Annotated in this window: 22 protein-coding genes; 15 read left to right on the forward strand and 7 right to left on the reverse strand. The window is 64.6% G+C overall.

Annotation, left to right across the window (positions count from 1 at the left end; translation table 11 throughout):
* Positions 1-47: 47 nt before the first annotated feature.
* Positions 48-1,310, reverse strand: a complete 1,263-nt coding sequence (locus tag IVB29_RS23655; protein WP_247505805.1) for an allantoate amidohydrolase — start codon at positions 1,308-1,310, stop codon at positions 48-50.
* 407 nt (positions 1,311-1,717) lie between these two features.
* Between IVB29_RS23655 and IVB29_RS23660 the strand changes: the two genes are divergently transcribed.
* The 6 genes from IVB29_RS23660 (at position 1,718) to IVB29_RS23685 (ending at position 7,653) form a co-directional block, all read left to right on the forward strand.
* Positions 1,718-2,830 carry a BMP family ABC transporter substrate-binding protein gene (locus IVB29_RS23660; RefSeq protein ID WP_247505806.1) on the forward strand — a complete coding sequence of 371 codons (1,113 nt, stop codon included), beginning with the start codon at positions 1,718-1,720 and terminating at the stop codon, positions 2,828-2,830.
* The gene (locus IVB29_RS23665) at positions 2,827-3,939 is read left to right on the forward strand and encodes an ABC transporter permease (protein ID WP_247505807.1); all 1,113 of its coding nucleotides are present in this window, start codon (positions 2,827-2,829) and stop codon (positions 3,937-3,939) included. Before IVB29_RS23660 ends, IVB29_RS23665 begins: the two co-directional genes overlap by 4 nt.
* 1 nt (position 3,940) lies before the next feature.
* Positions 3,941-4,867 carry an ABC transporter permease gene (locus tag IVB29_RS23670; protein ID WP_247505808.1) on the forward strand — a complete coding sequence of 309 codons (927 nt, stop codon included), beginning with the start codon at positions 3,941-3,943 and terminating at the stop codon, positions 4,865-4,867.
* Between the two features lie 17 nt (positions 4,868-4,884).
* Positions 4,885-5,568 carry an isochorismatase family cysteine hydrolase gene (locus IVB29_RS23675; RefSeq protein ID WP_247505809.1) on the forward strand — a complete coding sequence of 228 codons (684 nt, stop codon included), beginning with the start codon at positions 4,885-4,887 and terminating at the stop codon, positions 5,566-5,568.
* Positions 5,565-7,097: an ABC transporter ATP-binding protein gene (locus IVB29_RS23680; RefSeq protein ID WP_247505810.1), complete on the forward strand. Its 1,533-nt coding sequence runs from the start codon at positions 5,565-5,567 to the stop codon at positions 7,095-7,097. Before IVB29_RS23675 ends, IVB29_RS23680 begins: the two co-directional genes overlap by 4 nt.
* Positions 7,098-7,167: 70 nt before the next feature.
* Positions 7,168-7,653: a nucleoside deaminase gene (locus tag IVB29_RS23685; RefSeq protein ID WP_247505811.1), complete on the forward strand. Its 486-nt coding sequence runs from the start codon at positions 7,168-7,170 to the stop codon at positions 7,651-7,653.
* Positions 7,654-7,829: 176 nt separating this feature from the next.
* Here IVB29_RS23685 and IVB29_RS23690 read toward each other — a convergent pair whose 3' ends face one another.
* On the reverse strand, positions 7,830-8,936 hold the full coding sequence (locus tag IVB29_RS23690) for a hypothetical protein (protein WP_247505812.1): 1,107 nt from the start codon (positions 8,934-8,936) through the stop codon (positions 7,830-7,832).
* 42 nt (positions 8,937-8,978) lie between these two features.
* Here IVB29_RS23690 and IVB29_RS23695 point away from each other — a divergent pair, with 42 nt between their 5' ends.
* The 5 genes from IVB29_RS23695 (at position 8,979) to IVB29_RS23715 (ending at position 14,225) form a co-directional block, all read left to right on the forward strand.
* Positions 8,979-9,347: a hypothetical protein gene (locus IVB29_RS23695; protein WP_247505813.1), complete on the forward strand. Its 369-nt coding sequence runs from the start codon at positions 8,979-8,981 to the stop codon at positions 9,345-9,347.
* A 172-nt stretch (positions 9,348-9,519) separates the two neighbouring features.
* On the forward strand, positions 9,520-11,091 hold the full coding sequence (locus IVB29_RS23700) for an ABC transporter ATP-binding protein (protein WP_247505814.1): 1,572 nt from the start codon (positions 9,520-9,522) through the stop codon (positions 11,089-11,091).
* A complete protein-coding gene (locus tag IVB29_RS23705; protein ID WP_247505815.1) occupies positions 11,075-12,166 on the forward strand; it encodes an ABC transporter permease in 1,092 nt (363 codons plus the stop codon). The genes IVB29_RS23700 and IVB29_RS23705 overlap by 17 nt, the downstream gene beginning before the upstream one ends.
* Complete coding sequence (locus tag IVB29_RS23710; RefSeq protein WP_247505816.1) at positions 12,153-13,070, forward strand: ABC transporter permease; 918 nt, start codon at positions 12,153-12,155, stop codon at positions 13,068-13,070. The genes IVB29_RS23705 and IVB29_RS23710 overlap by 14 nt, the downstream gene beginning before the upstream one ends.
* A 78-nt stretch (positions 13,071-13,148) precedes the next feature.
* Positions 13,149-14,225: a BMP family ABC transporter substrate-binding protein gene (locus tag IVB29_RS23715; protein ID WP_247505939.1), complete on the forward strand. Its 1,077-nt coding sequence runs from the start codon at positions 13,149-13,151 to the stop codon at positions 14,223-14,225.
* A gap of 109 nt (positions 14,226-14,334) precedes the next feature.
* Here IVB29_RS23715 and IVB29_RS23720 read toward each other — a convergent pair whose 3' ends face one another.
* Positions 14,335-15,684, reverse strand: a complete 1,350-nt coding sequence (locus tag IVB29_RS23720; protein ID WP_247505817.1) for an 8-oxoguanine deaminase — start codon at positions 15,682-15,684, stop codon at positions 14,335-14,337.
* Between the two features lie 147 nt (positions 15,685-15,831).
* On the opposite strand from IVB29_RS23720, the gene IVB29_RS23725 reads away from it, so the two are divergent.
* Genes IVB29_RS23725 through IVB29_RS23735 form a run of 3 tightly spaced genes read left to right on the forward strand, consistent with a single transcriptional unit; the run spans position 15,832 to position 20,799 of the window.
* Positions 15,832-16,659, forward strand: a complete 828-nt coding sequence (locus IVB29_RS23725; RefSeq protein WP_247505818.1) for an FAD binding domain-containing protein — start codon at positions 15,832-15,834, stop codon at positions 16,657-16,659.
* Positions 16,656-19,379 (forward strand): molybdopterin cofactor-binding domain-containing protein, encoded by a 2,724-nt coding sequence (locus IVB29_RS23730; RefSeq protein ID WP_247505819.1) that lies wholly within the window; start codon positions 16,656-16,658, stop codon positions 19,377-19,379. The genes IVB29_RS23725 and IVB29_RS23730 overlap by 4 nt, the downstream gene beginning before the upstream one ends.
* A 22-nt stretch (positions 19,380-19,401) precedes the next feature.
* The gene (locus tag IVB29_RS23735; protein ID WP_247505820.1) at positions 19,402-20,799 is read left to right on the forward strand and encodes a nucleobase:cation symporter-2 family protein; all 1,398 of its coding nucleotides are present in this window, start codon (positions 19,402-19,404) and stop codon (positions 20,797-20,799) included.
* Here IVB29_RS23735 and uraD read toward each other — a convergent pair.
* From uraD to IVB29_RS23755, 4 genes are all read right to left on the reverse strand, one after another.
* On the reverse strand, positions 20,796-21,683 hold the full coding sequence (gene uraD, locus IVB29_RS23740) for a 2-oxo-4-hydroxy-4-carboxy-5-ureidoimidazoline decarboxylase (protein ID WP_247505821.1): 888 nt from the start codon (positions 21,681-21,683) through the stop codon (positions 20,796-20,798). The two genes, IVB29_RS23735 and uraD, sit on opposite strands and share 4 nt — an antisense overlap.
* Positions 21,684-21,687: 4 nt before the next feature.
* Positions 21,688-22,617, reverse strand: coding sequence for an allantoinase PuuE (puuE, locus tag IVB29_RS23745; protein WP_247505822.1), 930 nt, complete (start codon positions 22,615-22,617; stop codon positions 21,688-21,690).
* A 1-nt stretch (position 22,618) separates the two neighbouring features.
* A complete protein-coding gene (locus IVB29_RS23750) occupies positions 22,619-23,032 on the reverse strand; it encodes a DUF3830 family protein (protein WP_247505823.1) in 414 nt (137 codons plus the stop codon).
* A gap of 90 nt (positions 23,033-23,122) precedes the next feature.
* The gene (locus IVB29_RS23755) at positions 23,123-23,404 is read right to left on the reverse strand and encodes a hypothetical protein (protein ID WP_247505824.1); all 282 of its coding nucleotides are present in this window, start codon (positions 23,402-23,404) and stop codon (positions 23,123-23,125) included.
* 232 nt (positions 23,405-23,636) lie between these two features.
* Here IVB29_RS23755 and IVB29_RS23760 point away from each other — a divergent pair, with 232 nt between their 5' ends.
* A complete protein-coding gene (locus tag IVB29_RS23760) occupies positions 23,637-23,855 on the forward strand; it encodes a hypothetical protein (RefSeq protein ID WP_247505825.1) in 219 nt (72 codons plus the stop codon).
* The last annotated feature ends 850 nt before the right edge of the window (positions 23,856-24,705 follow it).

Below are 24,705 nucleotides of genomic sequence, written 5' to 3' on the forward strand. Positions count from 1 at the left end.
ACGTGTCTGATTCGTGTCTCTACCCGGTGACTTGCGGGCTCCAGCGGTCAGCGGTCCTCCTGTGGCCTGAAATTCTCGACCACCCGAAGCAGCACCCGCGCACCGGCATCGGCGTCCGCAAGCTCGACATGCTCGTCCGGATGATGGCTGATACCGCCGCGGCAGCGGACGAAGATCATGCCGACGTCGGCGATGTCGATCATGGCCATGCCGTCATGCCCTGCCCCGCTCGGCAGCTCGAACACGGAGAACCCTTCCGCCGCGATCGCCTGCGCGATCTGATCCTTCAGCCAGGGTGCGCAGGGCGCGGTGCGGTTCTCGTGGGTCACGTCGAGCTGAAGCGCCAGCTGCCGACGCTTGGCGATCGCCTCGATCTGGCGGACGATATCGGCCACCGCGCGCTTGCGGTGCATGTCGGTCGGCGCACGCATGTCGATGGTGAACGAGACCTCGCCGGGAATGACATTGGTCGCGCCGGGTCGTGCCTGGATGTAGCCGACGGTGCCGACCAGCCCGCTTTCGTCGGTGCGACAAAACTGCTCGATCGCGCCGATGCATTCGGCTGCGCCGGTGAGCGCGTCGCGCCGCAGCGCCATCGGCACCGTGCCGGCGTGGCCGGCCATGCCGGTCAGCCGCGCGGCAAGGCGCGTGGCGCCGGCAATCGCAGTGACGACGCCGACGGGCAGGCTCGCGGCTTCCAGCACAGGTCCTTGCTCGATGTGCAATTCGAGATAAGCGAGCAGCTCGCGCCGGGCCCGCGCGGCCGCGCCGATGTGATCGGGGTCGAGGCCAAACTTGACGAGCGCATCGCGCATCGACACGCCATCACGATCGCGCGTGTTCAGGACGCTCTCGTCGAAGGTGCCGGCCACCGCGCGACTGCCGAGCAGTGTGGACGCGAAACGCACGCCCTCCTCGTCGGCAAAGCCGATGACTTCGACGGCAAAGGGAAGGCGCTTACCCCGGCGATTGAGATCGGCGACGCAGGAGATGGCCGTCATCACACCCAGCGGCCCATCCCATTTGCCGGCGTCGCGCACGGTGTCGTAGTGGGAGCCCAGCATCAGGCAGGGCGCCCCCGGTCGTTCGCCTTCGTAGCGGCCGCAGACATTGCCGACCGCATCGAGATGTGCGCTCATGCCGGCCTCTCGCATCCAGCCGAGAATGAGCTCTGCAGCGGTCTGCAGCTCCTTGCTCAGGTAGATGCGGGTGAGCTTTTCGCTCTCTTCCGAGATCGCACCGAGCTCGTTGATGCGCCGGACGATCTCCTTGCCGAGCGATGCATCGTGAACGGCGTTACCAGCACCCATCTCGGCAAGCTTTCCATCTTCTAGGGGCCACAGCGGCTGCGGCCCTGGCATCAATCGATACAAGTTCGGTGCCAGCAAAATCTTGCAGCCGGCGCCATCCCAACCCGCGCGTGGTTAGCATGAATGGGCCTTGCCGGCAGACCGCCGGGCGCCGGTCGTGCACATGCCAGAGCCGGTTAAGACTGCTTAACTCAGCTGCATACAATGATAAAATACTGCCTATAAATTAATCTGCCAATTTCCTCATCAAGAAACCAACGTGATAAATACATCAATAATTTCAACATATTGAAGATATATGCACGCTTCATAACCTCTGGCACGAAGCTTGCGACACCTTATCCGGGCTCCGCCAAACCGGCGCGGCCGCGAGATTAGGGCGGGGCACCCGCCAAGGGAGCAACCCAATGGATTTTGGCAGGATTTCACGACGGCATTTGTTGCAAGGCGGCGCGGCTCTCACTCTGGGCGCGGCATCAGGCATCCGCCCGGTCTTCGCGGCCGAGACGACCATCGGCTTCATCTATGTCGGCTCGCGCGACGACTACGGCTACAACCAGGCGCATGCGCAGGGCGCAGCCGCATTGAAGAAGATTCCCGGCCTCAAGGTCGTCGAGGAAGAGAAAGTGCCGGAGACCGATGCGGTCGAGAAGACAATCGAGTCCATGATCAATCTCGACGGCGCGTCCCTGCTCTTCCCAACCTCGTTCGGCTACTACAACCCGCACATGATCAAGATGGCCAACAAGTTCCCGAAGTTGCGCTTCGAGCACTGCGGCGGCCTCTGGTCGGACAAGGATCCGAAGAACGCCGGCAGCTATTTCGGCTACATCGATGAAGCCCAGTACATCTCGGGCATCGTCGCCGGCTACACCTCCAAGAGCGGCAAGGTCGGCTTCGTCGCGGCCAAGCCGATCCCCCAGGTGCTGCGCAACATCAACGCCTTCGCGCTCGGCGCCAAGCTCGCCAACCCGAAGGCCACCACGCAGGTGATCTTCACCGGCGACTGGTCGATGCCGGTCAAGGAAGCCGAAGCGACCAACAGCCTGATCGACCAGGGCGTGGACGTGCTCACCTGTCACGTCGACGGCCCGAAGACCATGGTCGAGAACGCCGCGCGCCGCGGCGCCTTCGTCTGCGGCTATCACGTCAACCAGTCGCCGCTGGCGCCGAAGGCCTATCTCACCGGCGCCGAGTGGAATTGGGAAGCGCTCTATCCGAAGTTTGTGAAAATGATCGCGGCCGGCGAGAGCATCCCGAACTTCTATCGCGGCGGCCTCAAGGAAGAGATCGTCAAGACCTCGCCTTATGGCGAGTCCGTCTCCGCCGAAGCGCGCAAGCACGCCGACGAGGTCAAGGCAAAGTTCCTGTCGGCGGAAGGCTACGCCATCTTCAAGGGCGGGCTGGTCGACAACAAGGGCAAGACGGTCATCCCGGCCGGCACCGATCGTGGCCAGAAGGATCCTGAACTCGAGAAGATGGACTATCTCGTCGAGGGAGTGATCGGAGCGACTTCGTGACCACGGAAGCCGCGGATTCCACTGAAGCGGCCGGGACGATTGCCCCGGCCGCCGATCCCGGCTTTCTGCAACGCCACGGCGGCACGATCGAATATGTCCTGATCCCGAGTGCGGCGCTCGCCGGCGCGCTCGTGGTGTTCGGCATCTTCGTCGCGATGTTCGGCAAGAACCCGCTCGACCTCTATTTCTACATGTACTACGGCGCGTTCGGTACCTGGTTCTCCTGGCAGAACACGCTGACGCGCGCGGCGCCTTTAATCCTCACCGCGCTCTGCACGGCGCTGCCGGCGCAGCTCGGCATGGTGATCATCGGCGGCGAAGGCGCGCTGCTGATCGGCGCGCTGTCGGCGACAAGCGCCGCACTGGTGCTTCAGGGTATGCCGCCGCTCGTCGTGCAGATCGCCATGGTCATCGCCGGTGTGGTCGGCGGCGGCTTGTGGATCATGCTGGCGGGCGCGCTGCGGCAATATCGCGGCGTCAACGAAACCATCTCGAGCCTGCTGCTCGTCTACATCGGCCTCGCGATCCTCAACCATCTCGTCGAAGGCGTGATGCGCGATCCCGCGAGCCTCAACAAGCCTTCGACCCGCGAGATCGGCGCCGCCAACATGATCGGCTCGATCCCAGGCACCGACGTGCATTGGGGCCTCGTCTTCGGCCTGATCGCCGCCATCGCCGCCTACATCCTGATCTATCACACCGTATTCGGCTTCGCCGCGCGCGTCGCCGGCGGCAACATCCGCGCTGCCAAGATCGTCGGCCTCGGCGTCAGCAAGCTGATCCTGACCGTTTGCTTCCTCGCCGGCGGCGCTGCGGGCCTCGCCGGCATGGTCGAGGTCGCAGCCGTGCAGGGGCGCACCAACGCCAATCTCGCGGCGGGCTACGGCTTCACCGGCATCCTCGTCGCTTTCCTCGCACGGCAAAATCCGCTCGCCATCATCCCCGTCGCGATTTTGCTCGGCGGCATCAGCGCCAGCGGCGGCCTGCTGCAACGCCGCCTCGGGTTGCCCGATGCGTCCGTGCTGGTGTTGCAAGGCATCATCTTCGTCTTCGTGCTGGCCAGCGATGCGCTCTACGGCCGCATCGGGTTCCTGAAGGGAAAGTCCTGAAATGGCAGACGGATCGATCGGACTCTGGACCGTCCCGCTCGCCGTGCTCGGCGGCGCCATTCGCGTCTCCACGCCCTTCCTGTTCGTGAGCCTCGGCGAATGCATCACCGAGCGCTCCGGCCGTATCAATCTCGGCCTCGAGGGTACGCTGGTGATGGGGGCAATGAGCGCCTACGGCATCTCCTATCTCACCGGCTCGCCCTGGCTCGGCGTGCTCGCCGCCGGCATCACCGGTGCGCTACTGGGCGCGCTGCACGCCGGCATCTGCTCGCTGCCGCGCGTCAACGACGTCGCGGTCGGCATCGCGCTGATGCTGTTCGGCACCGGACTGGCCTTCTATCTCGGCAAGCCGTTGATCGAGCCGACCGCGCCGCGGCTGTCGGCGATCGATTTTGGCTGGTGGAGCGACATCCCGCAGCTGCGCGCCGCGCTCCGTGTCAACGTCCTCTTCCTGATCGGCGTCGCGCTCGCGCCGATCCTCTATTGGGCGTTCCGCACCACCCGCTGGGGCCTCCTCATCCGCACCGCCGGCGAGAGTTCTGATGCGGCACGCGCCATGGGCCATTCCGTGCTGCTGATCCGCCTGCGCGCCACCATGGTTGGCGGCTTCCTCGCCGGCATCGGCGGCTCGTTCCTGTCGCTGTTCTATCCCGGCAGCTGGAACGAGGGTCTGTCTTCCGGCCAGGGCATCACCGCCGTCGCACTCGTGATCTTCGCGCGCTGGGATCCTCTGCTCTGCCTGTGGGCCTCGCTCGCCTTCGGCGGCGCCGCGGCGCTCGGACCGGCCCTGCAATCGGTTGGCGTCACCTCCGGCTATCACCTGTTCAACGCCGCGCCCTACATCCTGACGCTGGCGATCATGATCATCACCTGCTCGCCGAAACGCACGTTGACCGGCGCGCCCGCTGAACTCTCGATCACACGATAACACGCACGAGGTCGTCCATGCCCGAGCGCCACATCAAGTCCGAACCCTATGCCTGGCCTTACAATGGTGATCTCCGTCCCGAGAACACCGCCCTTGTTATCATCGACATGCAGACCGATTTCTGCGGCATCGGCGGCTATGTCGACAAGATGGGCTACGACCTCTCGCTGACACGGGCGCCAATCGAGCCGATCAAGAAGCTGCTCACGGCGATGCGCGCCCAAGGCTTCCACATCATCCATACCCGCGAGGGCCATCGCCCCGATCTCTCCGATCTGCCCGCCAACAAGCGCTGGCGCTCGCGCCAGATCGGCGCCGGAATCGGCGATCCCGGCCCCTGCGGCCGCATCCTGGTGCGCGGCGAGCCCGGCTGGGACATCATCGAGGAGCTGGCACCCTTGCCGGGGGAACCTGTCATCGACAAGCCCGGCAAGGGCTCGTTCTGCGCCACCGATCTGGAGCTGATCCTGCGCGTCCGCGGCATCGAGAACATCGTGCTGACGGGCATCACCACCGACGTCTGCGTCCACACCACCATGCGCGAGGCCAACGACCGGGGCTTCGAATGCGTGCTGCTGCACGATTGCTGCGGCGCGACCGACAAGAGCAACCACGAGCACGCGCTGAAGATGATCAAGATGCAGGGCGGCGTGTTCGGCGCGGTCTCGACGTCGGATGCCTTCATCGGAGCGATTTCGTGATCATCGGCGAAACGCCCCCGCCGGCAGGCGCTTTCGGCGTCAATGCCATCGCCATGACGATGCGCTTCGGCGACTTCCTGGCGCTCGACAATGTCGAGCTGAAGGTGCGCCCGGGCTCGTTCCACGCGCTGCTCGGCGAGAACGGCGCCGGAAAGTCCACCCTCGTCAAATGCATCATGGGCTATTACCACGCCACTGAAGGCGACATCATCGTCGGCGACCGCGAGCAGGCCATCGCCAACCCGAAGGACGCCCACGCGCTCGGCCTCGGCATGGTCTACCAGCACTTTACGCTGGTGCCGGCCATGACGGTTGCCGAAAACCTCGTGCTGGCACGTGACGATGTGCCGGCCGTGGTGAACTGGTCGAAGGAGATGAAGGAGCTCGAGGCTTTTTTGGCGCGGATGCCGTTCAAGGTCCCGCTCGGTGCAAGGGTTTCCGACATCTCCGCCGGCGAACGGCAGAAGTGCGAAATTCTCAAGCAGCTCTATTTGAAGCGCCGCTTCCTGATCCTGGACGAACCGACCTCGGTGCTGACGCCGGCGGAAGCCGATGAAGTGCTCGGCATGCTCCGCGACATGGTCGTGAAGGGCGAGCTGACCATCCTGATGATCACGCACAAATTCCGCGAGGTCATGGCCTTCGCCGACGAGGTTACTATCCTGCGCCGCGGCAAGCTCGCTGGAGCCGGCAAGGTCGCGGAGCTCACGCCGGATGCGATGGCACGCACCATGATCGGCGCCGAGGAGCTGACGGTCCAGCCGCCACGCACCGGCGAAGCCGGCAAAGCACGCCTTCAGCTGAAAAAAGTCCGCGCGCTCGACGATGCCGGCGCGGTCGCCGTGCACGATGTCTCCCTTACGGTCCGTGCCGGCGAGATCGTCGGCATCGCCGGCGTCTCCGGCAACGGTCAGCGCCAGCTCGTCGAGGTTTTGGCGGGCCAGCGCGAGGCCGAGAGTGGCGAGGTCCGGGTCGCAGGCGATCCCTATCACGCCAGCCGCGACGAGATGCGCCGCCACAGGATGTCGCTCCTGCCCGAGGAGCCACTGAAGAATGCCTGCGTCGGCGGCATGAGCGTTGCCGACAACATCGCCTTCCGCGAGTTCGACCGGGCGCCCTTCGCGAGCGGCGGCTGGTGGCTCAATCGCGGCGCCTTCCGCGACGACGCGAAGGAGAAGATCGGCCAGTACAAGATCAAGACCCGCACGCCCGATACGCCGATCTCGGCGCTGTCAGGCGGCAACGTCCAGCGCGCCGTGCTCGCCCGCGAGCTTGCGGGCGACGTCGAGGTGCTGATCGCAGCCAATCCCTGCTTCGGCCTCGACTTCGCCGCGGTGGCACAGATCCACGCCGAGATCATGGCCGCGCGCAACCGCGGCGCCGCCGTGCTGCTCGTCAGCGAGGATCTCGACGAATTGCTCGAACTCTCCGATCGGCTGGTGGTGATGTTCCACGGCGAATTCGTGTATGAAGCACGGACTAGCGAAGCCGACCTCACCGTGGTCGGCCGGCACATGGCGGGGCACTGACTGATCGTTTGAGCGTGATCTGTTCGGAAAGCCGCTGCTCACCTTTCCGGATCATGCTTTGGGAGGATCGATGGACAACGCATCGGAGCGCGACAAGCACTTTTTGCGTTTGTCCTTTGCGGTCGCCCGCCGTTCCCTCACTCATGGCAACCATCCCTTCGGCTGCATCGTCGTCGATGCCGACGGCAAGGTGCTGATCGAGACCGAGAACGGCTACATGCCGGACCACGACGGCACCGCGCATGCCGAGCGCTTGGCGGCCACGCAGGCCTGCCGCACGCTCGGCCGCGAGGTGCTGGCAACGGCAACGCTCTATTCCTCGGCCGAGCCCTGCGCGATGTGCGCCGGCGCGATCTACTGGGCCGGCATCGGCCGCGTGGTCTACGGCCTCAGCGAGCACCGCCTGCGCGGAGTTACCGGTAATCATCCGGAGAACCCGACGCTCGATTTGCCCTGCCGCGAGGTCTTTGCCAGCGGCCAGCGGCCGACCGAGGTTGTGGGACCGCTGCTCGAAGACGAGGCCGAAGCGCTCCACGACGGTGTGTGGTCGAAGTAGCTCGATTTCTTAGGGTGGGTTAGCCGAAGGCGTAACCCACCTCTTCTGTTTCCGCGGACAAAGACCGTGGTGGATTACGCCTTCGGCCCATCTACCCTACATCACGGCACTTCAAAACGAATGGCGCCGCGCATTCCTGCACGACGCCATCGTTGCAATTTAACGACCCAAGCCGATCAGAACTTCACAGTGACGCCACCGTACACCGTGGACTCGGTGCAGCTCTTGGTGCTCTGGCCGGTTGCGGCGACCGTGCAGACGCCAGCCATGGCGTTGTGGTCGAGGCCGAACTTGTTCTGCCAGTAGCGGTAGGCAACCCAGAGATCGACGAAGTGCGAGTACTTGTCGCCCCACACGGCCTTCGAGGCATCGAAGGTCAGGCGGATCGGTTCGCTGTTCAGCTCGGTCTTGGACTTGGTGCTGAGGATGCCCGCACCCGAGAGCGCAGGAAGACCGTTCGAGTCGCCCTTCGGGCCGTACCAGCCGGCGCGACCGCTGATCGACCAGAACTGCATGTTCGGCGGCAGGAAGCCGAGGTCCAGGTAATAGTTGATTTCAACGGCCCAGGTCGGCTTGTAGCTGACATTGCCATCCGAGTTACAGGTCACGCCCGCGACGCCGGCACCGAACAGGCCGCACTGGGTGAAGGCGTTGTGGTTCAGGAACTCGTAGTACATCAACGGCGCGACGTTGATGTAGCCCTTGTAGGGAAGGTCGAAGGCGAACTGGAGACCGGCGACAACGTCCCGCTTGGCGGGCGCCAGGAAGTTGTTCTCGGTGTTGGCGTCCATGCCGACTTCGAACGAAATGTTGTGCAGCGGCCCCATGGTGAAGGCCTTGGTGTTGAAGATCTCGTTCCAACCGAAAGTCGAACGGAACAGGCCGTAGATCTCGGTTGCGCCCGCGCAATCATTAAGGCCACCGGTGATGGTCAGGCCGGGTGCGACGCAAGGCGAAGTGGGATCGTTATGCCCCGACTTGAACATCGAGATCGTGAAGAAGTTGGTGCCGTACTGCCAGAGGTCGAAGTGCGTGAACGAATAGACCTGCTTGGCGGTGGTGCCGTTGATGCTGCCGTCAGGACGCACGCTCCACATGCCGGGGTCGGTGCCCTTGGGCATCCAGGAGAACGACACGCGATTGTCGATCACCAGGAAGAACGGCAGGTCCGCCGCCTTCTTGACGGCCTTGACCGGCAGGTCCGCCGCCTGAGCCATGCCGGTGGTGGCGAGCGTAGCAAGTGACAGCGCCGCGGCTGCAATTGCCTTGAAACGAAACAACATCCTGAATACCCCCAAGTTTGGACACGTAAAAATGAACGTCCCTTGGGTGCGACACTTGCGCCGAACTCCCGGAGTGAGAAGCCTCAACTTCTTTCAAGGCATGCCGCATGTTTTGGCAAGCAGCCGACGTTGCACCGCGGAATTTTAAGGTTTCTGCGTTTCGCGATCGCCTGCGCGCAGCAGCGCGACGCCCGTCCTTGCCGGACATTCCCGTTTGATTCTGCTTGTCTTTCACGTCGACCCGACGATGCGGACATGATCGTCGGTGACGTCTGTCGCCTCGGCGCGGAATTGCATACGCGCGCTGGCGCGATTTTGCTCAACTTCACGTCAAGCCTGCACAGCGGGTTCCGATTTGGGTTGAACCGTCACAATTTTGCAACAGGCATCGCCCGCAGGAAACAAGAGTAAGGGCGTTCCCGAATACCGGTTGGAGACAATCATCGACCGGCGCGGGCCGCGACTCGCAACACCAGCCGTCTGCCGAAGCGTTGAGCAAGGGATGACGCTTTTTCACACCTTACGCGGCGGTTCAAACTAGCCCAGTATTGAGGCACTTCACCCCATGCAAGCGCATCAGCGAATGTTAGATCCGACGCCTAACGGCCTGCATTCCGGCGAGTCCCCGCTGCTTCAGACGCTCGGGCTCACCAAGCGCTACGGCGATTTTCTCGCCAACGATTCCATCCACATCGATATCTGGCCGAAGCAAATCCACGCTTTGCTTGGCGAAAACGGCGCCGGCAAGTCGACGCTGGTCAAGGCGATCTACGGGCTGATCCAGCCCAGCGCCGGCGAGATTCGCTGGCAAGGCCAAACCATCGTGCTGTCGGGCCCGTCCGAAGCGCGCAGCCGCGGCATCGGTATGGTGTTCCAGCATTTCTCGCTGTTTGACAATCTCACCGTCGCCGAGAACGTCGCACTCGGCCTCGACGGCAAGGAATCCTTCAAGGACATGTCGGCGCGGCTGGAGCAGGTGTCGAAGACCTATGGACTGCCGCTCGATCCCAAACGCGAGGTCTGGCAACTCTCGGTCGGCGAACGTCAGCGCATCGAGATCGTCCGTGCGCTGATGCAGGACCCGAAATTCCTGATCCTGGACGAGCCCACCGCGGTGCTAACACCCCAGGAAGCGGACCAGCTCTTCGTCGTGCTGGAACGGCTCAAGGCCGAAGGCCGCGCCATCCTCTACATCAGCCACAAGCTCGAGGAGGTGAAGCGCCTGTGCGACACCGCAACGATCCTGCGCGGCGGCAAGAAGGTGGACACCTGCAATCCCCGGCTCGAGACCGCGGCCTCGCTCGCGCGCATGATGGTCGGCGGCGAGATCAAGGAAGTCAAGGCGGCGGCCGGCCGGAAGACCACGGTGCCGCGGCTCGTCGTCAACGATCTCTCGCTCGCGCCAAGCGAGCCGCACGGCGTGCGGCTCGAGCACATCTCGTTCGAACTGAAGGGCGGCGAGATTCTCGGCATCGCCGGTGTCGCCGGCAACGGCCAGGACGAGCTGTTCGCCGCGCTCTCCGGCGAACGCCTCTCGAAGGACCCCGGCACGGTGGTGATCGAGGGCATTGCCGCCGGCCACCTCTCAATCACGCAGCGGCGCAAGCTCGGCGCGGCCTTCGTGCCCGAGGAGCGGCTCGGCCACGGCACCGCGCCGCGCATGAAGCTGTCGGAGAACGCACTGCTGACCGGGCACGCCGCCAGCGGCATGGTCCATCGCGGCTTCATCGACACCGCGGCCACACTGAAGACTGTCGATCGCGCAACCGAAACGTTTGACGTCCGCAAAGCCAAGCGCGATCCGGAAGCTGCGAGTCTTTCCGGCGGCAATCTGCAAAAATTCATCGTCGGACGCGAGATCCTGCGCAACCCAGCGGTGCTGGTGGTGAGCCAGCCGACCTGGGGCGTCGATGCCGGCGCTGCCGCCGTCATCCGTCAGGCGCTGCTTGATCTTGCGACCGCGGGCGCCGCCGTGCTCGTCACCAGCCAGGATCTCGATGAACTCGCGGAGATCGCCGACCGCATCGCCGTGATGTTCCACGGTCATCTGTCGGCCCCGCTCGCCACCGCTGATGCGACGCGCGAAAAGCTCGGCCTTCTCATGGGCGGCAGCAGCCTCGAGCCGAAGGAGGCCGCGCATGCAGTTGGTGCTTGAGAAGCGCGCCGAGCGCTCCAACACGATCGCGCTGGTGTCGCCGCTGATCGCGATCGGGCTGACGATCATCACCATGACCATCCTGTTCGCGATCCTCGGGAAAAATCCCCTGCTCGCGCTGCACGCCTATTTCATCGCACCTTTGACCGATAGCTATTCGCTCCAGGAGATCGCGGTGAAGGCGACGCCGCTGGTCATGATCGCGATCGGGCTGTCGCTCTGCTATCTCGCCAATGCCTGGAACATCGGCGCCGAGGGGCAGTTCCTGATCGGCGCGGTCGCAGGAAGCTGGATCGCAGTGAAGACGCAAGGCACCGACGCGGGCTCCTGGGTGCTGCCGGCGATGCTCGTGCTCGCGGCGGCCGGTGGCGCGCTCTACGCGTTGATCCCGGCGATCTGCAAGGTGAAGTTCGGCGCCAGCGAAATCCTGACCAGCCTGATGCTGGTCTATGTCGCCGATCTCTTGCTCGACTATCTCGTCCGCGGACCGTGGCGCGATCCGCATGGCTTCAACTTCCCGACCACGGCCGAATTCGATCCGGTGGCGACAGTGCCGCTGCTGATCGAGGGCGGCCGGCTGCATCTCGGCTCGATCATCGCGCTGCTCGTCGTCGCAGCCGCCGCGATCCTGCTCGGGCGCACCATCAAGGGCTTTGAGATCCGCGTCGTCGGTGCTGCGCCCCGTGCCGCACGGTTCGGCGGCTTCAACTCCAACCAGCTGGTCATCCTGACCTTCGCGGTATCAGGCGCGCTGGCGGGTCTTGCCGGTATCATCGAGGTCGCAGGTCCGGTCGGACATCTCCAGCCCGGCATCTCGCCCGGCTATGGTTTTACCGCGATCATTGTCGCCTTCCTCGGCCGGCTGAACCCGCTTGGAATACTAATTGCAGGCCTTTTTCTCGCACTGACCTTTATCGGCGGCGAGCAGGCGCAGATCGCGATGAAGATCCCGTTGGATGTCACCAAGGTTTTCCAGGGCATTCTGTTGTTCTACGTGCTCGCCTGCGATTCCCTCATTCTGTACCGCTTCAAGCTGGTCTTCCCGAACCGACAGGTGGCCAGTGGAACTCATTGAGGCCATCATCCTGGCGGTGCTCGCTGCATCGACACCGCTGCTGATCGCGGCAACCGGCGAACTGGTGACCGAACGCTCCGGCGTGCTCAATCTCGGCGTCGAAGGCATGATGATCGTCGGCGCGGCCTGTGGCTTTGGCGGCGCCTGGCTCACCGGCTCGATCTTCATTGGTGCTCTGTTCGGCATCGTCGCAGGCACGCTGATGTCGCTGGTGTTCGCGCTGATGGCGCTCGGGCTCGCCGTCAACCAGGTCGCGACGGGCCTGGCGCTGACCATCCTCGGTGTCGGGCTCTCCGGCCTGATTGGCGCCGGCTTCGTCGGCGAACGCATCACGCCGGCCGCGCACCTCTATATTCCGGGCCTCACCGATATCCCGCTGATCGGCCGCGTGCTGTTCGGCGAGGACGCCTTCGTCTATTTCTCCCTCGCCCTGATCGTCGGCATCTGGTGGTTCCTGTACCGCACGCGGGCGGGGTTGATCCTGCGCGCCTGCGGCGACAACCACGTCTCTGCGCATGCGCTCGGCTACCCCGTGCTGCGCATCCGCACCTTCGCCGTGATGTTCGGCGGCGGCTGCGCCGGGCTTGCCGGCGCTTATCTGCCGCTCGCCTATACGCCGTTCTTCATTCCCGGAATGACCGCAGGCCGCGGCTGGATCGCGCTGGCGCTGGTGGTGTTCTCATCCTGGCGGCCCGGCCGGCTCGTGGTCGGCGCTTATCTGTTCGGCGCGGTGACCATCCTGCAGCTGCACGCGCAGGGCTGGGGCGTCGGCATTCCCTCGCAGTTGATGTCGGCGCTGCCTTATCTCGCGACCGTCATCGTGCTGGTCCTGCTCTCCCGCGCGCGCACCGGCGGCTCGACCGCGCCGGCGGCGCTCGGCACCGTGTTCGTGCCTGACCGCTAGCGTTTCATTTCCGCGGCGGGCGCGATGGGGCGCGCACGTTGCGGATCGTGGCTTTCCCCTGATGTTTGGAGATTGATGATGAGGAAATCACTTCTAGCGCTGGCTACCGGACTTTTGCTTGCCGGAAGCGTCAGTGCAGCCTCCGCCGCCGACAAGTTGAAAGTCGGTTTCATTTACCTCGGTCCCGTCGGCGATCTCGGCTGGACCTACCAGCATGAGCTCGCGCGCCAGGCGCTGGTAAAAGAGCTCGGCGACAAGATCGAGACCACCTTTCTCGAGAACGTCCCCGAAGGTCCCGACGCCGAACGCTCCATCGAGCAGCTCGTCCGCGCGGGCAACAAGCTGATCTTCACGACGTCGTTCGGCTATATGGACCCGACGCTGAAGGTCGCGAAGAAATATCCGAACGTGCATTTCGAGCACGCCACCGGCTACAAGCGTAACCCGAACATGTCGACCTATTCGGCCAAATGGTATCAGGGCCGTTACATTCAAGGTCTGATTGCGGCGAAGATGTCGAAGTCCGGCGTGCTCGGCTATATCGGCTCGTTCCCGATTCCCGAGGTCGTCTCCGGCATCAACGCGACGATCCTCGCGGCGCAGACGATCAACCCGAACATCAAGGTCAAGATCATCTGGGCCAACACCTGGTTCGATCCAGGCAAGGAAGCCGACGCCGCCAAGGCACTGATCGACCAGGGCGCCGACGTGATCATGCAGCACACGGACTCGCCCGCGGCGATGCAGATTGCCAGCGAACGCGGCAAGTTCGCCTTCGGCCAGGATTCCGAGATGATCAAGTTCGGTCCCAAGACCCAGCTGACCTCGATCCTCGACACCTGGGGCCCCTACTACATCGAGCGCGTCAAGGCGGAGCTTGCCGGCACCTGGAAGTCCGAGGACACGTGGGGCGGCCTCGACAGCCACATGTTCGCGATGGCGCCTTACACCAACATGCCCGAGGACGTGAAGAAGATCGCCGAGGATGCCCAGGCCGCGATCACCTCGGGCAAGCTGCATCCGTTCAAGTGCCCGGTCATTGGGCAGGACGGCAAGGAGGTCGAGTGCAAGGGCGGCGCCAATCTCGACGCCGGCCAGATCCTCGGCATGAATTTCTACGTCAAGGGTATCGACGACAAGCTGCCGGGCAAGTAGCACGCTTCTTGCATTGCCTAGATGACCTGCTCCTCCCGGAACAGGTTCGGAGGGGGTGGCCAGAAGCACCCGGCACTTGTGGTCGCCCCCTCTTTCTATTTTGGCTGGATTATCCCGCCTGCATGGCCCGCGCCGCGGAACTATGGCGGCGGATCAGATCTGTGACATCCAGTCCCGGGATCGCACCGTCGATCACGGCCCATTTTCCCGCCACCATGACCCGATCGGCCCGATGCGCCCCGCACAGCACCAGCGCAGCCAGCGGATCGCCATGTCCTGAGAAGCGCAGCTCGTCGAGCTTGAACAGCGCGAGATCAGCCGCCTTTCCGACGGCGATCTCACCGAGTTCCGGCCGCCCGACACAAGCCGCCGAGCCCTTGGTGGCCCAGCGCAGCGCATCCTTGTGGCTGACCTTGGTCACCCCGTAGCGCGCCCGTTGCAGCAGAAATGCCGCCCGGACCTCCTGCATCAGATTCGATCCGTCGTTCGAGGCCGAGCCGTCGACGCCGATGCCGATCCCGACACCGGCCTCTTCCATCTCGCAGACCGGACAGCAGCCGGAGGCCAGGAGCTGGTTGCTGCACGCGCAATGGCTGATGGTCGTCTTCGCCTTGCCGAGCCGCTTCATCTCATCGGCATTGAAGAAGATTCCGTGGGCGAGCCAGGTCCGCGCGTTGAGCCAGCCGCACTGTTCGAGATAATCGAGCGGACGGCAGCCATACATCTGCTGGCAGAATTTGTTCTCGTCCTCGGTCTCGGCGAGATGGGTGTGCAGGCGGACGTCGAGCTTGTCGGCCAGATCGGCGGTGGCGCGCATCAGCGACGTCGTCACCGAGAACGGCGAGCAAGGCGCCAGCGCGATCTGCACCATCGCATCTGCACCGCGCTGATGATATTTGGTCACAACGCGCGCGCTGTCGGCGAGGATCGTGTCCTCGTCCTGCACGACGCTGTCGGGCGGCAGACCGCCGTCGCGTTGCGACAGGTTCATCGAGCCGCGCGTCAGCAGCACGCGCACACCGAGCCGCTTTGCGACCTCGACCTCGATGTCGACGGACTCCTCGAGCCCCGCCGGGAAGACGTAGTGATGATCCGTCGTCGTGGTGCAGCCCGAGAGCAGCAGCTCGGACATCGCCACGGTGACGCCGAGCTGCAGCCGTTCCGGCGTCAGCTTCGCCCAGACCGGATAGAGGGCCTGGAGCCAGGGAAACAGCTCGCGGTCCATCGCCGCCGGTAATGCCCGCGTCAGCGTCTGGTAGAAATGATGATGGGTGTTGATCAGGCCCGGCAGCACGACGTGGTCGCCCGCATCGAACAGCCCGACATCGGCCGTCGCAGGATTTCCGCCGGCCGGCACCAGCTCGACGATCCGGCCGTCCTTCACCACGATCCCGCGCTCTGCACCGTCGGCGAGGATGGCCAGGGGATCCCTGATCCAGATCGGCTTTGCGTCGCTCATGACTTCTCCTCACATCCCCCGACGACGGACCAGCAAGGTGGGGGCCAGCCCGATCACCTTCACGCTACGACTTTGTTTGTTGCGACTTGGCTCCGGTCTTGCAAGACTCATGTGCACAATTCACCGGGCGGAAGCTTTGGCGCAACCATGGATTTGAATACCATCACGACGGTGGCCCATCCGCAAACGCGCCGCGACCTGCCCGCTTGGACGGCAGGTGATGCTTGGCTCGCAGGCGGCACCTGGCTGTTCTCGGAGCCGCAGGCGCACCTCACTCGGCTGATCGATCTCACCGATCTGAAATGGCCGGCGCTGACGATCACGGACAGCCATCTCGCTATCGCCGCCACTTGCACAGTCGCGCAGCTCGACGGGTTCGCCTGCCCGCCCGACTGGCTCGCAGCCCCCTTGATCGGCCAGTGCTGCCGGGCCTTCCTCGCCTCGTTCAAGATCTGGAAGACCGCGACCGTCGGCGGCAATCTCTGCATGTCGCTGCCGGCGGGACCGATGATCTCGCTCACATCAGCGCTCGACGGCGTCTGCATCATTTGGAAAGCCGGCGGAGGCGAACAGAAGATTCCCGTCATCGACTTCGTCACCGGCAACCAGCGCAACCGCCTGGCGCCGGGCGACCTGCTGCGGCAGATCGATATCCCGATCGCCGCGCTGAAGCGCCGCACGGCGTTTCGCCAGATCTCGCTGGCGCCGGTCGGACGCTCGGCCGCGCTCCTGATCGGCAGTCTCGACGCCGATGGCACGCTGGCGCTGACAGTGACTGCATCGACGGTGCGGCCGATCCGGCTCTCCTTTCGCAAGGCCCTGGACGCGAGCGCGCTTCGCGACGCGATCGTGCAACAGATCACGGATGATCTGTACCACACCGACATCCACGGCAAGCCGCTCTGGCGCAAGCACATGACGCTGCGGCTCGCCGAGGAGATCCGCGGCGAACTTGTCGGAGCGACGCCCTCATGAGCTTCGAGATCAACGGCACGCCGTTTTCGCAGGAGCCGCGCGCCGGGCAATGCCTGCGCACGTTCCTGCGCGAGCTCGGCCATTTCGGTGTGAAGAAGGGCTGCGATGCCGGCGACTGCGGCGCCTGCACCGTGCTGCTCGACGGCGAGCCCGTGCATAGCTGCCTGATCCCCGCGTTCCGCGCCGAAGGCCGCGCTGTCACCACGATCGAAGGACTCGGTGGGGACAGCGGCGCGCATCCGATGCAGCAGGCCTTCCTCGATGCGCAGGGCTTTCAATGCGGCTTCTGCACCGCCGGCTTGATCCTGACCTGCGCCTCGCTGAACCAGGCGCAGCGCACCGATCTGGGCTCCGCGCTGAAGGGCAACATCTGCCGCTGCACCGGCTATCGCGCGATCGAGGACGCGATTCTCGGAAAAAACAATGTCGAGGAGAGCGTCGAGCCCGGCGCTGCGTTCGGCCGGAGCCTGCCGGCACCGGCGGGCCCCGATGTCGTACGCGGCAAGGCGCGCTACACGTTCGACACGGAGATCGGCGGCCTGCTGCACATCAAGCTGCTCCGCTCGCCGCATACGCACGCGAGGATCGTCGCGATCGACACGTCGGACGCGCTTCGCGTTCCCGGCGTGCATGCGGTGCTGACGCATGAGGATGCACCGTCGGTGCTGATCTCGACCGCGCGGCACGAGATGGACTGGATGGATCCCGAGGACACCCGTATCCTCGACGAGGTCGTCCGCTTCATCGGCCAGAAGGTTGCTGCCGTCGTTGCCGAGAGCGAGGGCGCCGCCGAGGAGGCGTGCCGGCGGATCAAGGTCGAGTACGACATTCTGCCGGCGCTGATTGATCCGGAGATGGCGATGGCGCCGGGCGCGCCGATCATCCATCCTGACCGTACCACCGCGAACCGCGTCGCCGATGCCCAGCGCAACCTCGTGGCGGAGACGCATGGTGAGTACGGCGATGTCGCGTCGGCGCTCGCCACATCCGCCGTCACCTACGAAGCGACCTTCCACAGCCATCGCGTGCAGCATGCGGCGCTGGAGACCCATGGTGGCCTCGCCTGGCTCGATGAGGCAGGCGTACTCAATGTCCGCACCTCGACGCAGGTCCCGTTCCTGACCCGGCGCGCGCTGTCGAACATTTTTCAGCTTCCGATGGACAAGGTCCGCGTGTTCTGCGATCGGGTCGGCGGCGGTTTTGGCGGCAAGCAGGAGATGTTCGTCGAGGACATTCTGGCGCTCGCCGCGATCAAGACCGGACGACCGGTGAAGCTGGAGCTCACCCGCGAGGAGCAGTTCATCGCGACGTCGACGCGGCATCCGATGCGGGTCCACGTCAAGGCCGGCGCCGACGCCGGCGGCAAGCTCACCGCGCTCCAGCTCGAGGTGCTCTCCAACACCGGCGCTTACGGCAATCACGCCGGCCCGGTGATGTTCCACTCGCTGTCCGAGTCCATCGCCGTCTATAATTGTCCGAACAAAAAGGTGGACGGCTTCGCCGTCTACACCAACACGGTGCCGGCGGGCGCGTTTCGCGGCTATGGGCTGCCGCAAACGCTGATCGCGGTCGAAGCGGCGATCGATGAGCTGGCCAGGCAGCTCGGCATCAGCCCCTACGACATGCGCCGGCGCAACGTTGTCAAGCTGGGCGACCCCATGCTGTCGCCGCCGCCGTCCGAATTCCACGACGTGCTCTATGGCTCCTACGGGCTCGATCAGTGCCTCGACCTCGTCGAGCGCGCGATGCAGGCCGATGGCCCGCAGCCGGAGCTGTCGCCGGAATGGCTGATCGGCGACGGCGTCGCATTGACCATGATCGACACCGTCCCGCCCGCCGGCCACATCGCGGACGCGATGATCGCGCTCAACGACGACGGCGGCTTCGAGCTCACCGTCGGCACCGCCGAGTTCGGCAACGGCACCAGCACCGTGCACCGGCAGATCGCGGCGACGATGCTGGCGACCACCGTGGACCGCATCCATCTGCGCCAGTCCGACACCGCCCATGGCGGCCACGACACCGGCGCCTATGGCAGCGCGGGCACCTTCGTCGCCGGCAAGGCGACGCATGCCGCGGCGATGCAGCTCGCAACTGATCTGAAGGGGGTGGCCGCAGATGCCTGGCTGTGCGACGTCGGAACTTGCACGCTTGAGGGCGAGACGGTTGTCAGTGGCGTCCGACGGATGTCCTTTTCTGAACTGGCGAAGCTTGCCCGCGAACGTGGTCAACCGCTCGTGGCCAATGGCAATTCCGGCGGCACGCCGCGCTCGGTCGGCTTCAACGTCCAGGGTTTTCGCGTCGCGGTGAACAAGGGCACCGGCGAGCTCAAGATTCTCAGGAGCGTGCAGGCGGCGGACGCGGGCGTCGTCGCCAATCCCATGCAGTGCCGCGGCCAGATCGAAGGCGGTGTCGCCCAGGCACTCGGGGCTGCGCTCTATGAGGAGATGGTGATCGACGCGACCGGCCGCGTCACCAACCCGAAATTCCGCGACTATCACCTGCCCTCCTTCGCCGACGTTCCGCGCACGCAAGTCTTCTTCGCCGAGACCTCCGACACGATCGGGCCGCTCGGTGCGAAGTCGATGAGCGAGAGTCCGTACAATCCGGTCGCCGCCGCGCTTGGCAACGCAATTGCCGATGCCACCGGCATCCGCTTCACTGCGCCGCCCTTCAAGCCGGACCGGCTGTTTCCAGCACTGCACGAGAAATTTGGATAGGCATATTTCGGGGGATTGATCCATGACCAGCGAAGCGCATCCCGTCGACGAGGTTTTGCCGGTCCCGCGCCTGTTGGCGCTCGGGCTCCAGCATGTGCTGGTGATGTATGCCGGTGCGGTTGCCGTGCCCCTGATCATCGGACGCGCGCTAAAACTGCCGCCGGAGGACGTCGCCTTCCTGATCAGCGCCGATTTGTTCGCCTGCGGGCTTGCGACGCTGGTGCAATGCCTCGGCTTTCCCGGCGTCGGCATCCGCCTGCCGGTGATGATGGGCGTGACGTTTGCGTCCGTCGGCCCGATGCTGTCGATGGCGCTCGCCCCGGATATCGGCCTGCTCGGCATCTACGGCTCCGTGATCGCGGCTGGCCTGTTCGGCATCATTGTCGCGCCGTTCGTCAGCCGGCTGCTGCCTCTGTTTCCACCCGTGGTCACCGGCACCATCATTCTCGTCATCGGCATCTCCCTGATGCGGGTCGGCATCAACTGGGCCGGCGGCGGCCTGCCGACGCTGACGAAGGTGGTCGACGGCGTCGCCGGCAGCTTTCCCAATCCGGCCTATGCGCAATTGCAGGGGCTCGGCATCTCGCTGTTCGTGCTGCTCTTCATTCTCGGCCTGATCAAATGGGGTACGGGCTTCCTCGCCAACGTCTCCGTGCTGCTCGGCATCATCGCCGGCGCCGTGCTCGCGACCATTTTGGGCGTGATGCATTTCGACAAGGTCGCGGCGGCGTCCTGGGGCGCGATCGTGATCCCGTTCCGCTTCGGCATGCCGCAGTTCCATCTGGTGCCCGTTATCACCATGTGCGTCGTCATGGTCGTGGTGATGATCGAGTCGCTCGGCATGTTTCTCGCGCTCGGCGACATCACCGGCAAGTCGATCGACCGCGAAGCCCTGAGCAAGGGCCTGCGCGCCGACGGCGTCGGCACGCTGCTCGGCGGCATCTTCAATACCTTTCCCTATACCTCGTTCTCGCAAAATGTCGGCCTCGTCTCGGTCACAGGCGTGCGCTCGCGCTGGGTGACGGTGACAGGCGGCGGCATCATGCTCGTGCTCGGGCTGCTGCCGAAGCTTGCCGCACTGGTGGAGGCCGTGCCGCTGGTCGTGCTTGGCGGCGCAGGCCTCGTGATGTTCGGCATGGTCGCAGCGACAGGCGCGCGCATCCTCACCTCGGTCGATTTCCGCAACAACCGCTACAATCTCTTCATCGTCGCGATCTCGATCGGCTTCGGCCTGATCCCGCTCGCAGCACCCGGCTTCTTCAGGAATCTGCCGCACGATCTCCAGCCGCTGCTGGAGTCCGGCATTTTGCTGTGTGCGGTGGTCTCGGTGCTGCTCAATGCCTTCTTCAACGGCCTGAGCGGTGGCGCTGCAGCGGAAGCCGATGCAGCCGCGGTCGCGTCATCCGCACAACATGTTTAGCTGCCGCGATAGGTCGAATAGCTCCACGGTGTGACCAGAAGAGGCACGTGGTAGTGGCTCTCCGGCTCGCTGATCGCAAAGCGCAGCGGGATCTCGTCGAGGAACGGCGGATCTGACAGCGGCACGTTGCGCTCGGCGTAATACTTGGCAACGCTGAACTTGATCTCGTAGCGGCCAATCGGCAACGGCCGGCCGCCGATCAGCGGCTGGTCGGTGCGCCCGTCCGCATTGGTAACGGCGCGCGCGATGACGCGGCTATCGCCAAGCGCGGAGAGCTCGACGAGCTCCACTGCGATGCCGGGCGCAGGTTTGCCGGCGTGATTATCGAGCACATGGGTCGAGAGCCGGCCATGCACCTTCAACTTGTCGTCGGCAGTAACGAGCTGATCGAGCCGCAGCGCCGAGATACGACCAATCTCCTCGATCGCGCGCCGCGTCTCGGTCTTCGCGATATTGCGCAGCCGCGTCTCGAAGTCGCGCAGCACGGAATCCTTGGTGTGGCGGCGCACGCAAACGATATAGGGGATGCCAAATTTATCGCGATAAGCGTTGTTGACGCGCTCGAACGCCGCGTATTCGGCCTCCGACAACCGGTCGAGGCCGGCGCTGTTCTGCTCGTCGGTCGATTCCACGGTGAGGCCCGCCGCACGCTGGGTCTTGTTGGCGAGATCGGGATGCGCCCGGATCAGCGCCAACTGCGCGTCAGGTTCGGCACTCTGGATCGTCGCCATCAGCGCGGCATGCAATTGATTGATGCCGGCGAACGGCCGCTTTTCGGCGAGCTGCTCGGCGATCCACGGCGAATATTCGACGACGTTGGCGAGGGCGGCGACGAAGTCGGCTTGGCTTGCAGCGTTGAGTTCGGCGAGCGAAATCTGCGACATCCCCTTACCCGATCTCGAATGCATCAAGATGCGCGTGCTTGTCGTGCCAATGCTGCGCGATCTGGAGCCGCGTCGGCACCCAGACGCGCTCGTGCTTACCGATGTAGTCGAGGAAGCGGATCAGCCCCGCGGCCCGGCCGGGCCGGCCGGCGAGACGGCAATGCAGGCCCACCGACATCATCTTTGGCGCGGTCTCACCCTCGGCGTAGAGCACGTCGAAGGCGTCCTTCAGATAGGTGTAGAACTGCTCGCCTTCCGCAAACCCTTGCGGGTTGATGAACCGCATGTCGTTCGCATCGAGCGTATAGGGGATGACGAGCTGCTTGCCGCCCGCGCCCTTGACCCAATAGGGCAGATCGTCGGCATAGGAATCGCAGAGATAGAGGAAGCCGCCCTCCTCCATCAGCAAACGATTGGTGTTGATCGAGGAGCGCCCGGTGTACCAGCCGAGCGGCCGTGAACCGGTGGCCTCGGTGTGGACGCGGATGGACTCGGCGATCTCGGCGCGCTCCTGCGCCTCGGTCATGTCCTTGTGCTCGATCCATTTCAGGCTGTGGCTCGCGATATCCCAGCCTGACTCCTTCATGGCCGCTACGATTTCGGGATTGCGCTTCAGCGCAGTGGCGACGCCGAACACCGTTGCCGGCCATTTGCGCGCATCGAACATCCGCCACAGCCGCCAGAAGCCGGCGCGCGAGCCATATTCGAACATCGATTCGATATTGGCGTGGCGCTGGCCCGGCCAGGGCTGCGCGCCGAGCACGTCAGACAGGAACGCTTCCGAGGCGCGGTCGCCGTGCAGAATGTTGTTCTCGCCGCCTTCCTCGAAATTGACGACGAACTGCACCGCGACCCGCGCATCACCTGGCCATTGTGGATGCGGCGGGTTACGGCCGTAACCGCGGAGGTCGCGCGGGTAGCGGGCGTCCGGCAACTCAGACTTCCTCGAAGCGGATCGGCAGGGCGCCCTTCCACAGCACGCTCTTGCCGAGAGTCGCGAGATTCTCCAGGCCCGAGGTCAGGGTGATGAAGTGGTTGCCGGCGAGCTGGCCCATTTTGCTGGCGAAGCTCACGCCGCCATAGGCCATCAGGATCTCGGTCTCGCTGATGCCGCCGGGATAGAGGATGATCTGGCCGGGCGCGGGATAGCTGGTGTGGTTCTCGTAGCCAACGCCGAAATCGAGGTCGCCGAGCGGCATCCAGACCGCTTCGCCGCTCCAGCGCACGTGGATGATGTGGCTTTCGAACGGCAGCGCTTTCCGGAACGCGGCAACGGTCTTGGGCGCCGCCTGCTCCTCGAAGCGGGCATCGAAGGTGAAATCGCCGGCGCGGATAACGAGTTTGCTCATCTCATCTCTCTGGATCGGGGACTAAAAGCCCCCCGTGGAATTTTCAAGCAAAGAGCATTCCAGACAGGATCGCGCAAGGGGCGCGAGCCGTCACCTGCGGTCGTAGGACCAGCCGAAAATGCCGCTCCGCCGCGCCTCGGGCTCCGCCTCGGCGGCGGCCGGAGGCGGCGCCTCCTTGAGTTCCGCCTGCGGCGGCGGCGCGGGCGGCGCCGGCAGGTTCTCGCACTTCATGGAGTAGACCAGCTTGCCGTCTGCGGTCCGTCCGATCGGGGCGCAGAGGTCCGGATGCGCCGCCGAACTCTTCGGCGTGAGCTTGACCTGGGCAGCCGCCGGCGAGGCGATCAGGAGGAGAACCAGCAGATATTTCGACATCGTTGTCGCCCTGAAACCCAATTCGCCCCATTGAACCGGATTGCGGGGGGCAAGTCCATCGGGGCCACGGGTGCGGTTGCCGAATATTTAGCCGAGACCAAAAAATTTGCTCGCTCCAACGTGATGGCCGCGCGTGGTGATATTCGGTTGGGTGCATCGCCATCTCAGCCGAGACGACGAACACAGGAGACACTCTTCTCACAGCCGGAACGTCGTCACGGGAGAAACGACGATGAAAAAGACTCTTGCCATTCTCGGCGCCACCCTGATCGTCGCTGCCACCATCCAGACCGCCGCGGCGAGCGATCGTCACCACGCCCGCAAGGCGCAGCCCGCGCCAATCACCCAATCGGCGCGCGATTCCAACGCCGCGATCTGGCCGTCGCAGCCAACCACGCCCGACTGGTCGCGCTACGAAAACGGCGCGATGTCGGCGCCCGCGGGACGCTGATGATAGAGGCGTAGAATGCGACGGCTTCAACGCCGTCATCGCGAGCCAATGCGCTTTCTCTCGTGTCCCGGACGCGCTGCAACGCCCTTGCGTTGCTGCGCAGAGCCGGGACCCAGAAGCCACAAACTCCCGTGCGGCATGGGCCCCGGCTCAGCAGCGCACCGCTGAAGGAGCGCTGCGCTGCGTCCGGGGCACGAGACCATCTTTCATCCATTTTTCAACTTGCAGACACGCCTTCGCCTCCTCGCGGCGCAATTCGCCCGAGCTTTGCCTGGTCGCTCCACCCTCTAAGCCAAGAGGGCGCAGGGAAGGCCGGGTGCTGACCTCGCACCCGCGGTCCGCTGCGCGAAAAGCACACGCAGGAAAACCGCACAGCAGCATACAGGTGGTGCCAATCACTCGGCCTTCCCTGCGCGATGGTCGGACGGCTTATGCCGTGCTCTCCCGGGAGCCGAACTTTCCTTCTGGCCTCCCTCGCCCCGCGAATTGACGATGCTGTCCGCCCGGTTGGGCTCGCACACACCTCCGCGAAAGCTTGACCGTAGCAACGACGGCCAGGACCACACGGTTTTGCCGTACGCACGGCCCGCCATTTCGCCACAGGGTTCTCCGGCGGTGTACACCCGACCGGAAAAATGTTGGCGAGACGGACCTTTCAGCGCCGCTCGTCCGCACGCGGTTTCGGGCTCACAGGGACTACCCGCCCTGCCCGCACCTCTCGCGCACGACGCTGCCGCGTCCACCGCAACCCGGCTCGCGTTCGTGACGACGTACGATCGCCCCTCAAGGTCGAGCCGGAATGACCGACACATACGCTAAAACCGAATTTCGGTAAAGTGGAATATTTTTG

It is taken from the genome of Bradyrhizobium sp. 1, assembly GCF_023073315.1.
GTDB lineage: Bacteria > Pseudomonadota > Alphaproteobacteria > Rhizobiales > Xanthobacteraceae > Bradyrhizobium.

Coding starts and splice junctions, on each gene's coding strand:
- IVB29_RS23655 (WP_247505805.1), bottom strand. CDS start 1,310: ATGGGTGCTGGTAACGCCGTTCACGATGCATCGCTCGGCAAGGAGATC.
- IVB29_RS23660 (WP_247505806.1), top strand. CDS start 1,718: ATGGATTTTGGCAGGATTTCACGACGGCATTTGTTGCAAGGCGGCGCG.
- IVB29_RS23670 (WP_247505808.1), top strand. CDS start 3,941: ATGGCAGACGGATCGATCGGACTCTGGACCGTCCCGCTCGCCGTGCTC.
- IVB29_RS23675 (WP_247505809.1), top strand. CDS start 4,885: ATGCCCGAGCGCCACATCAAGTCCGAACCCTATGCCTGGCCTTACAAT.
- IVB29_RS23685 (WP_247505811.1), top strand. CDS start 7,168: ATGGACAACGCATCGGAGCGCGACAAGCACTTTTTGCGTTTGTCCTTT.
- IVB29_RS23690 (WP_247505812.1), bottom strand. CDS start 8,936: ATGTTGTTTCGTTTCAAGGCAATTGCAGCCGCGGCGCTGTCACTTGCT.
- IVB29_RS23700 (WP_247505814.1), top strand. CDS start 9,520: ATGTTAGATCCGACGCCTAACGGCCTGCATTCCGGCGAGTCCCCGCTG.
- IVB29_RS23705 (WP_247505815.1), top strand. CDS start 11,075: ATGCAGTTGGTGCTTGAGAAGCGCGCCGAGCGCTCCAACACGATCGCG.
- IVB29_RS23715 (WP_247505939.1), top strand. CDS start 13,149: ATGAGGAAATCACTTCTAGCGCTGGCTACCGGACTTTTGCTTGCCGGA.
- IVB29_RS23720 (WP_247505817.1), bottom strand. CDS start 15,684: ATGAGCGACGCAAAGCCGATCTGGATCAGGGATCCCCTGGCCATCCTC.
- IVB29_RS23725 (WP_247505818.1), top strand. CDS start 15,832: ATGGATTTGAATACCATCACGACGGTGGCCCATCCGCAAACGCGCCGC.
- IVB29_RS23730 (WP_247505819.1), top strand. CDS start 16,656: ATGAGCTTCGAGATCAACGGCACGCCGTTTTCGCAGGAGCCGCGCGCC.
- IVB29_RS23735 (WP_247505820.1), top strand. CDS start 19,402: ATGACCAGCGAAGCGCATCCCGTCGACGAGGTTTTGCCGGTCCCGCGC.
- uraD (WP_247505821.1), bottom strand. CDS start 21,683: ATGTCGCAGATTTCGCTCGCCGAACTCAACGCTGCAAGCCAAGCCGAC.
- IVB29_RS23750 (WP_247505823.1), bottom strand. CDS start 23,032: ATGAGCAAACTCGTTATCCGCGCCGGCGATTTCACCTTCGATGCCCGC.
- IVB29_RS23755 (WP_247505824.1), bottom strand. CDS start 23,404: ATGTCGAAATATCTGCTGGTTCTCCTCCTGATCGCCTCGCCGGCGGCT.
- IVB29_RS23760 (WP_247505825.1), top strand. CDS start 23,637: ATGAAAAAGACTCTTGCCATTCTCGGCGCCACCCTGATCGTCGCTGCC.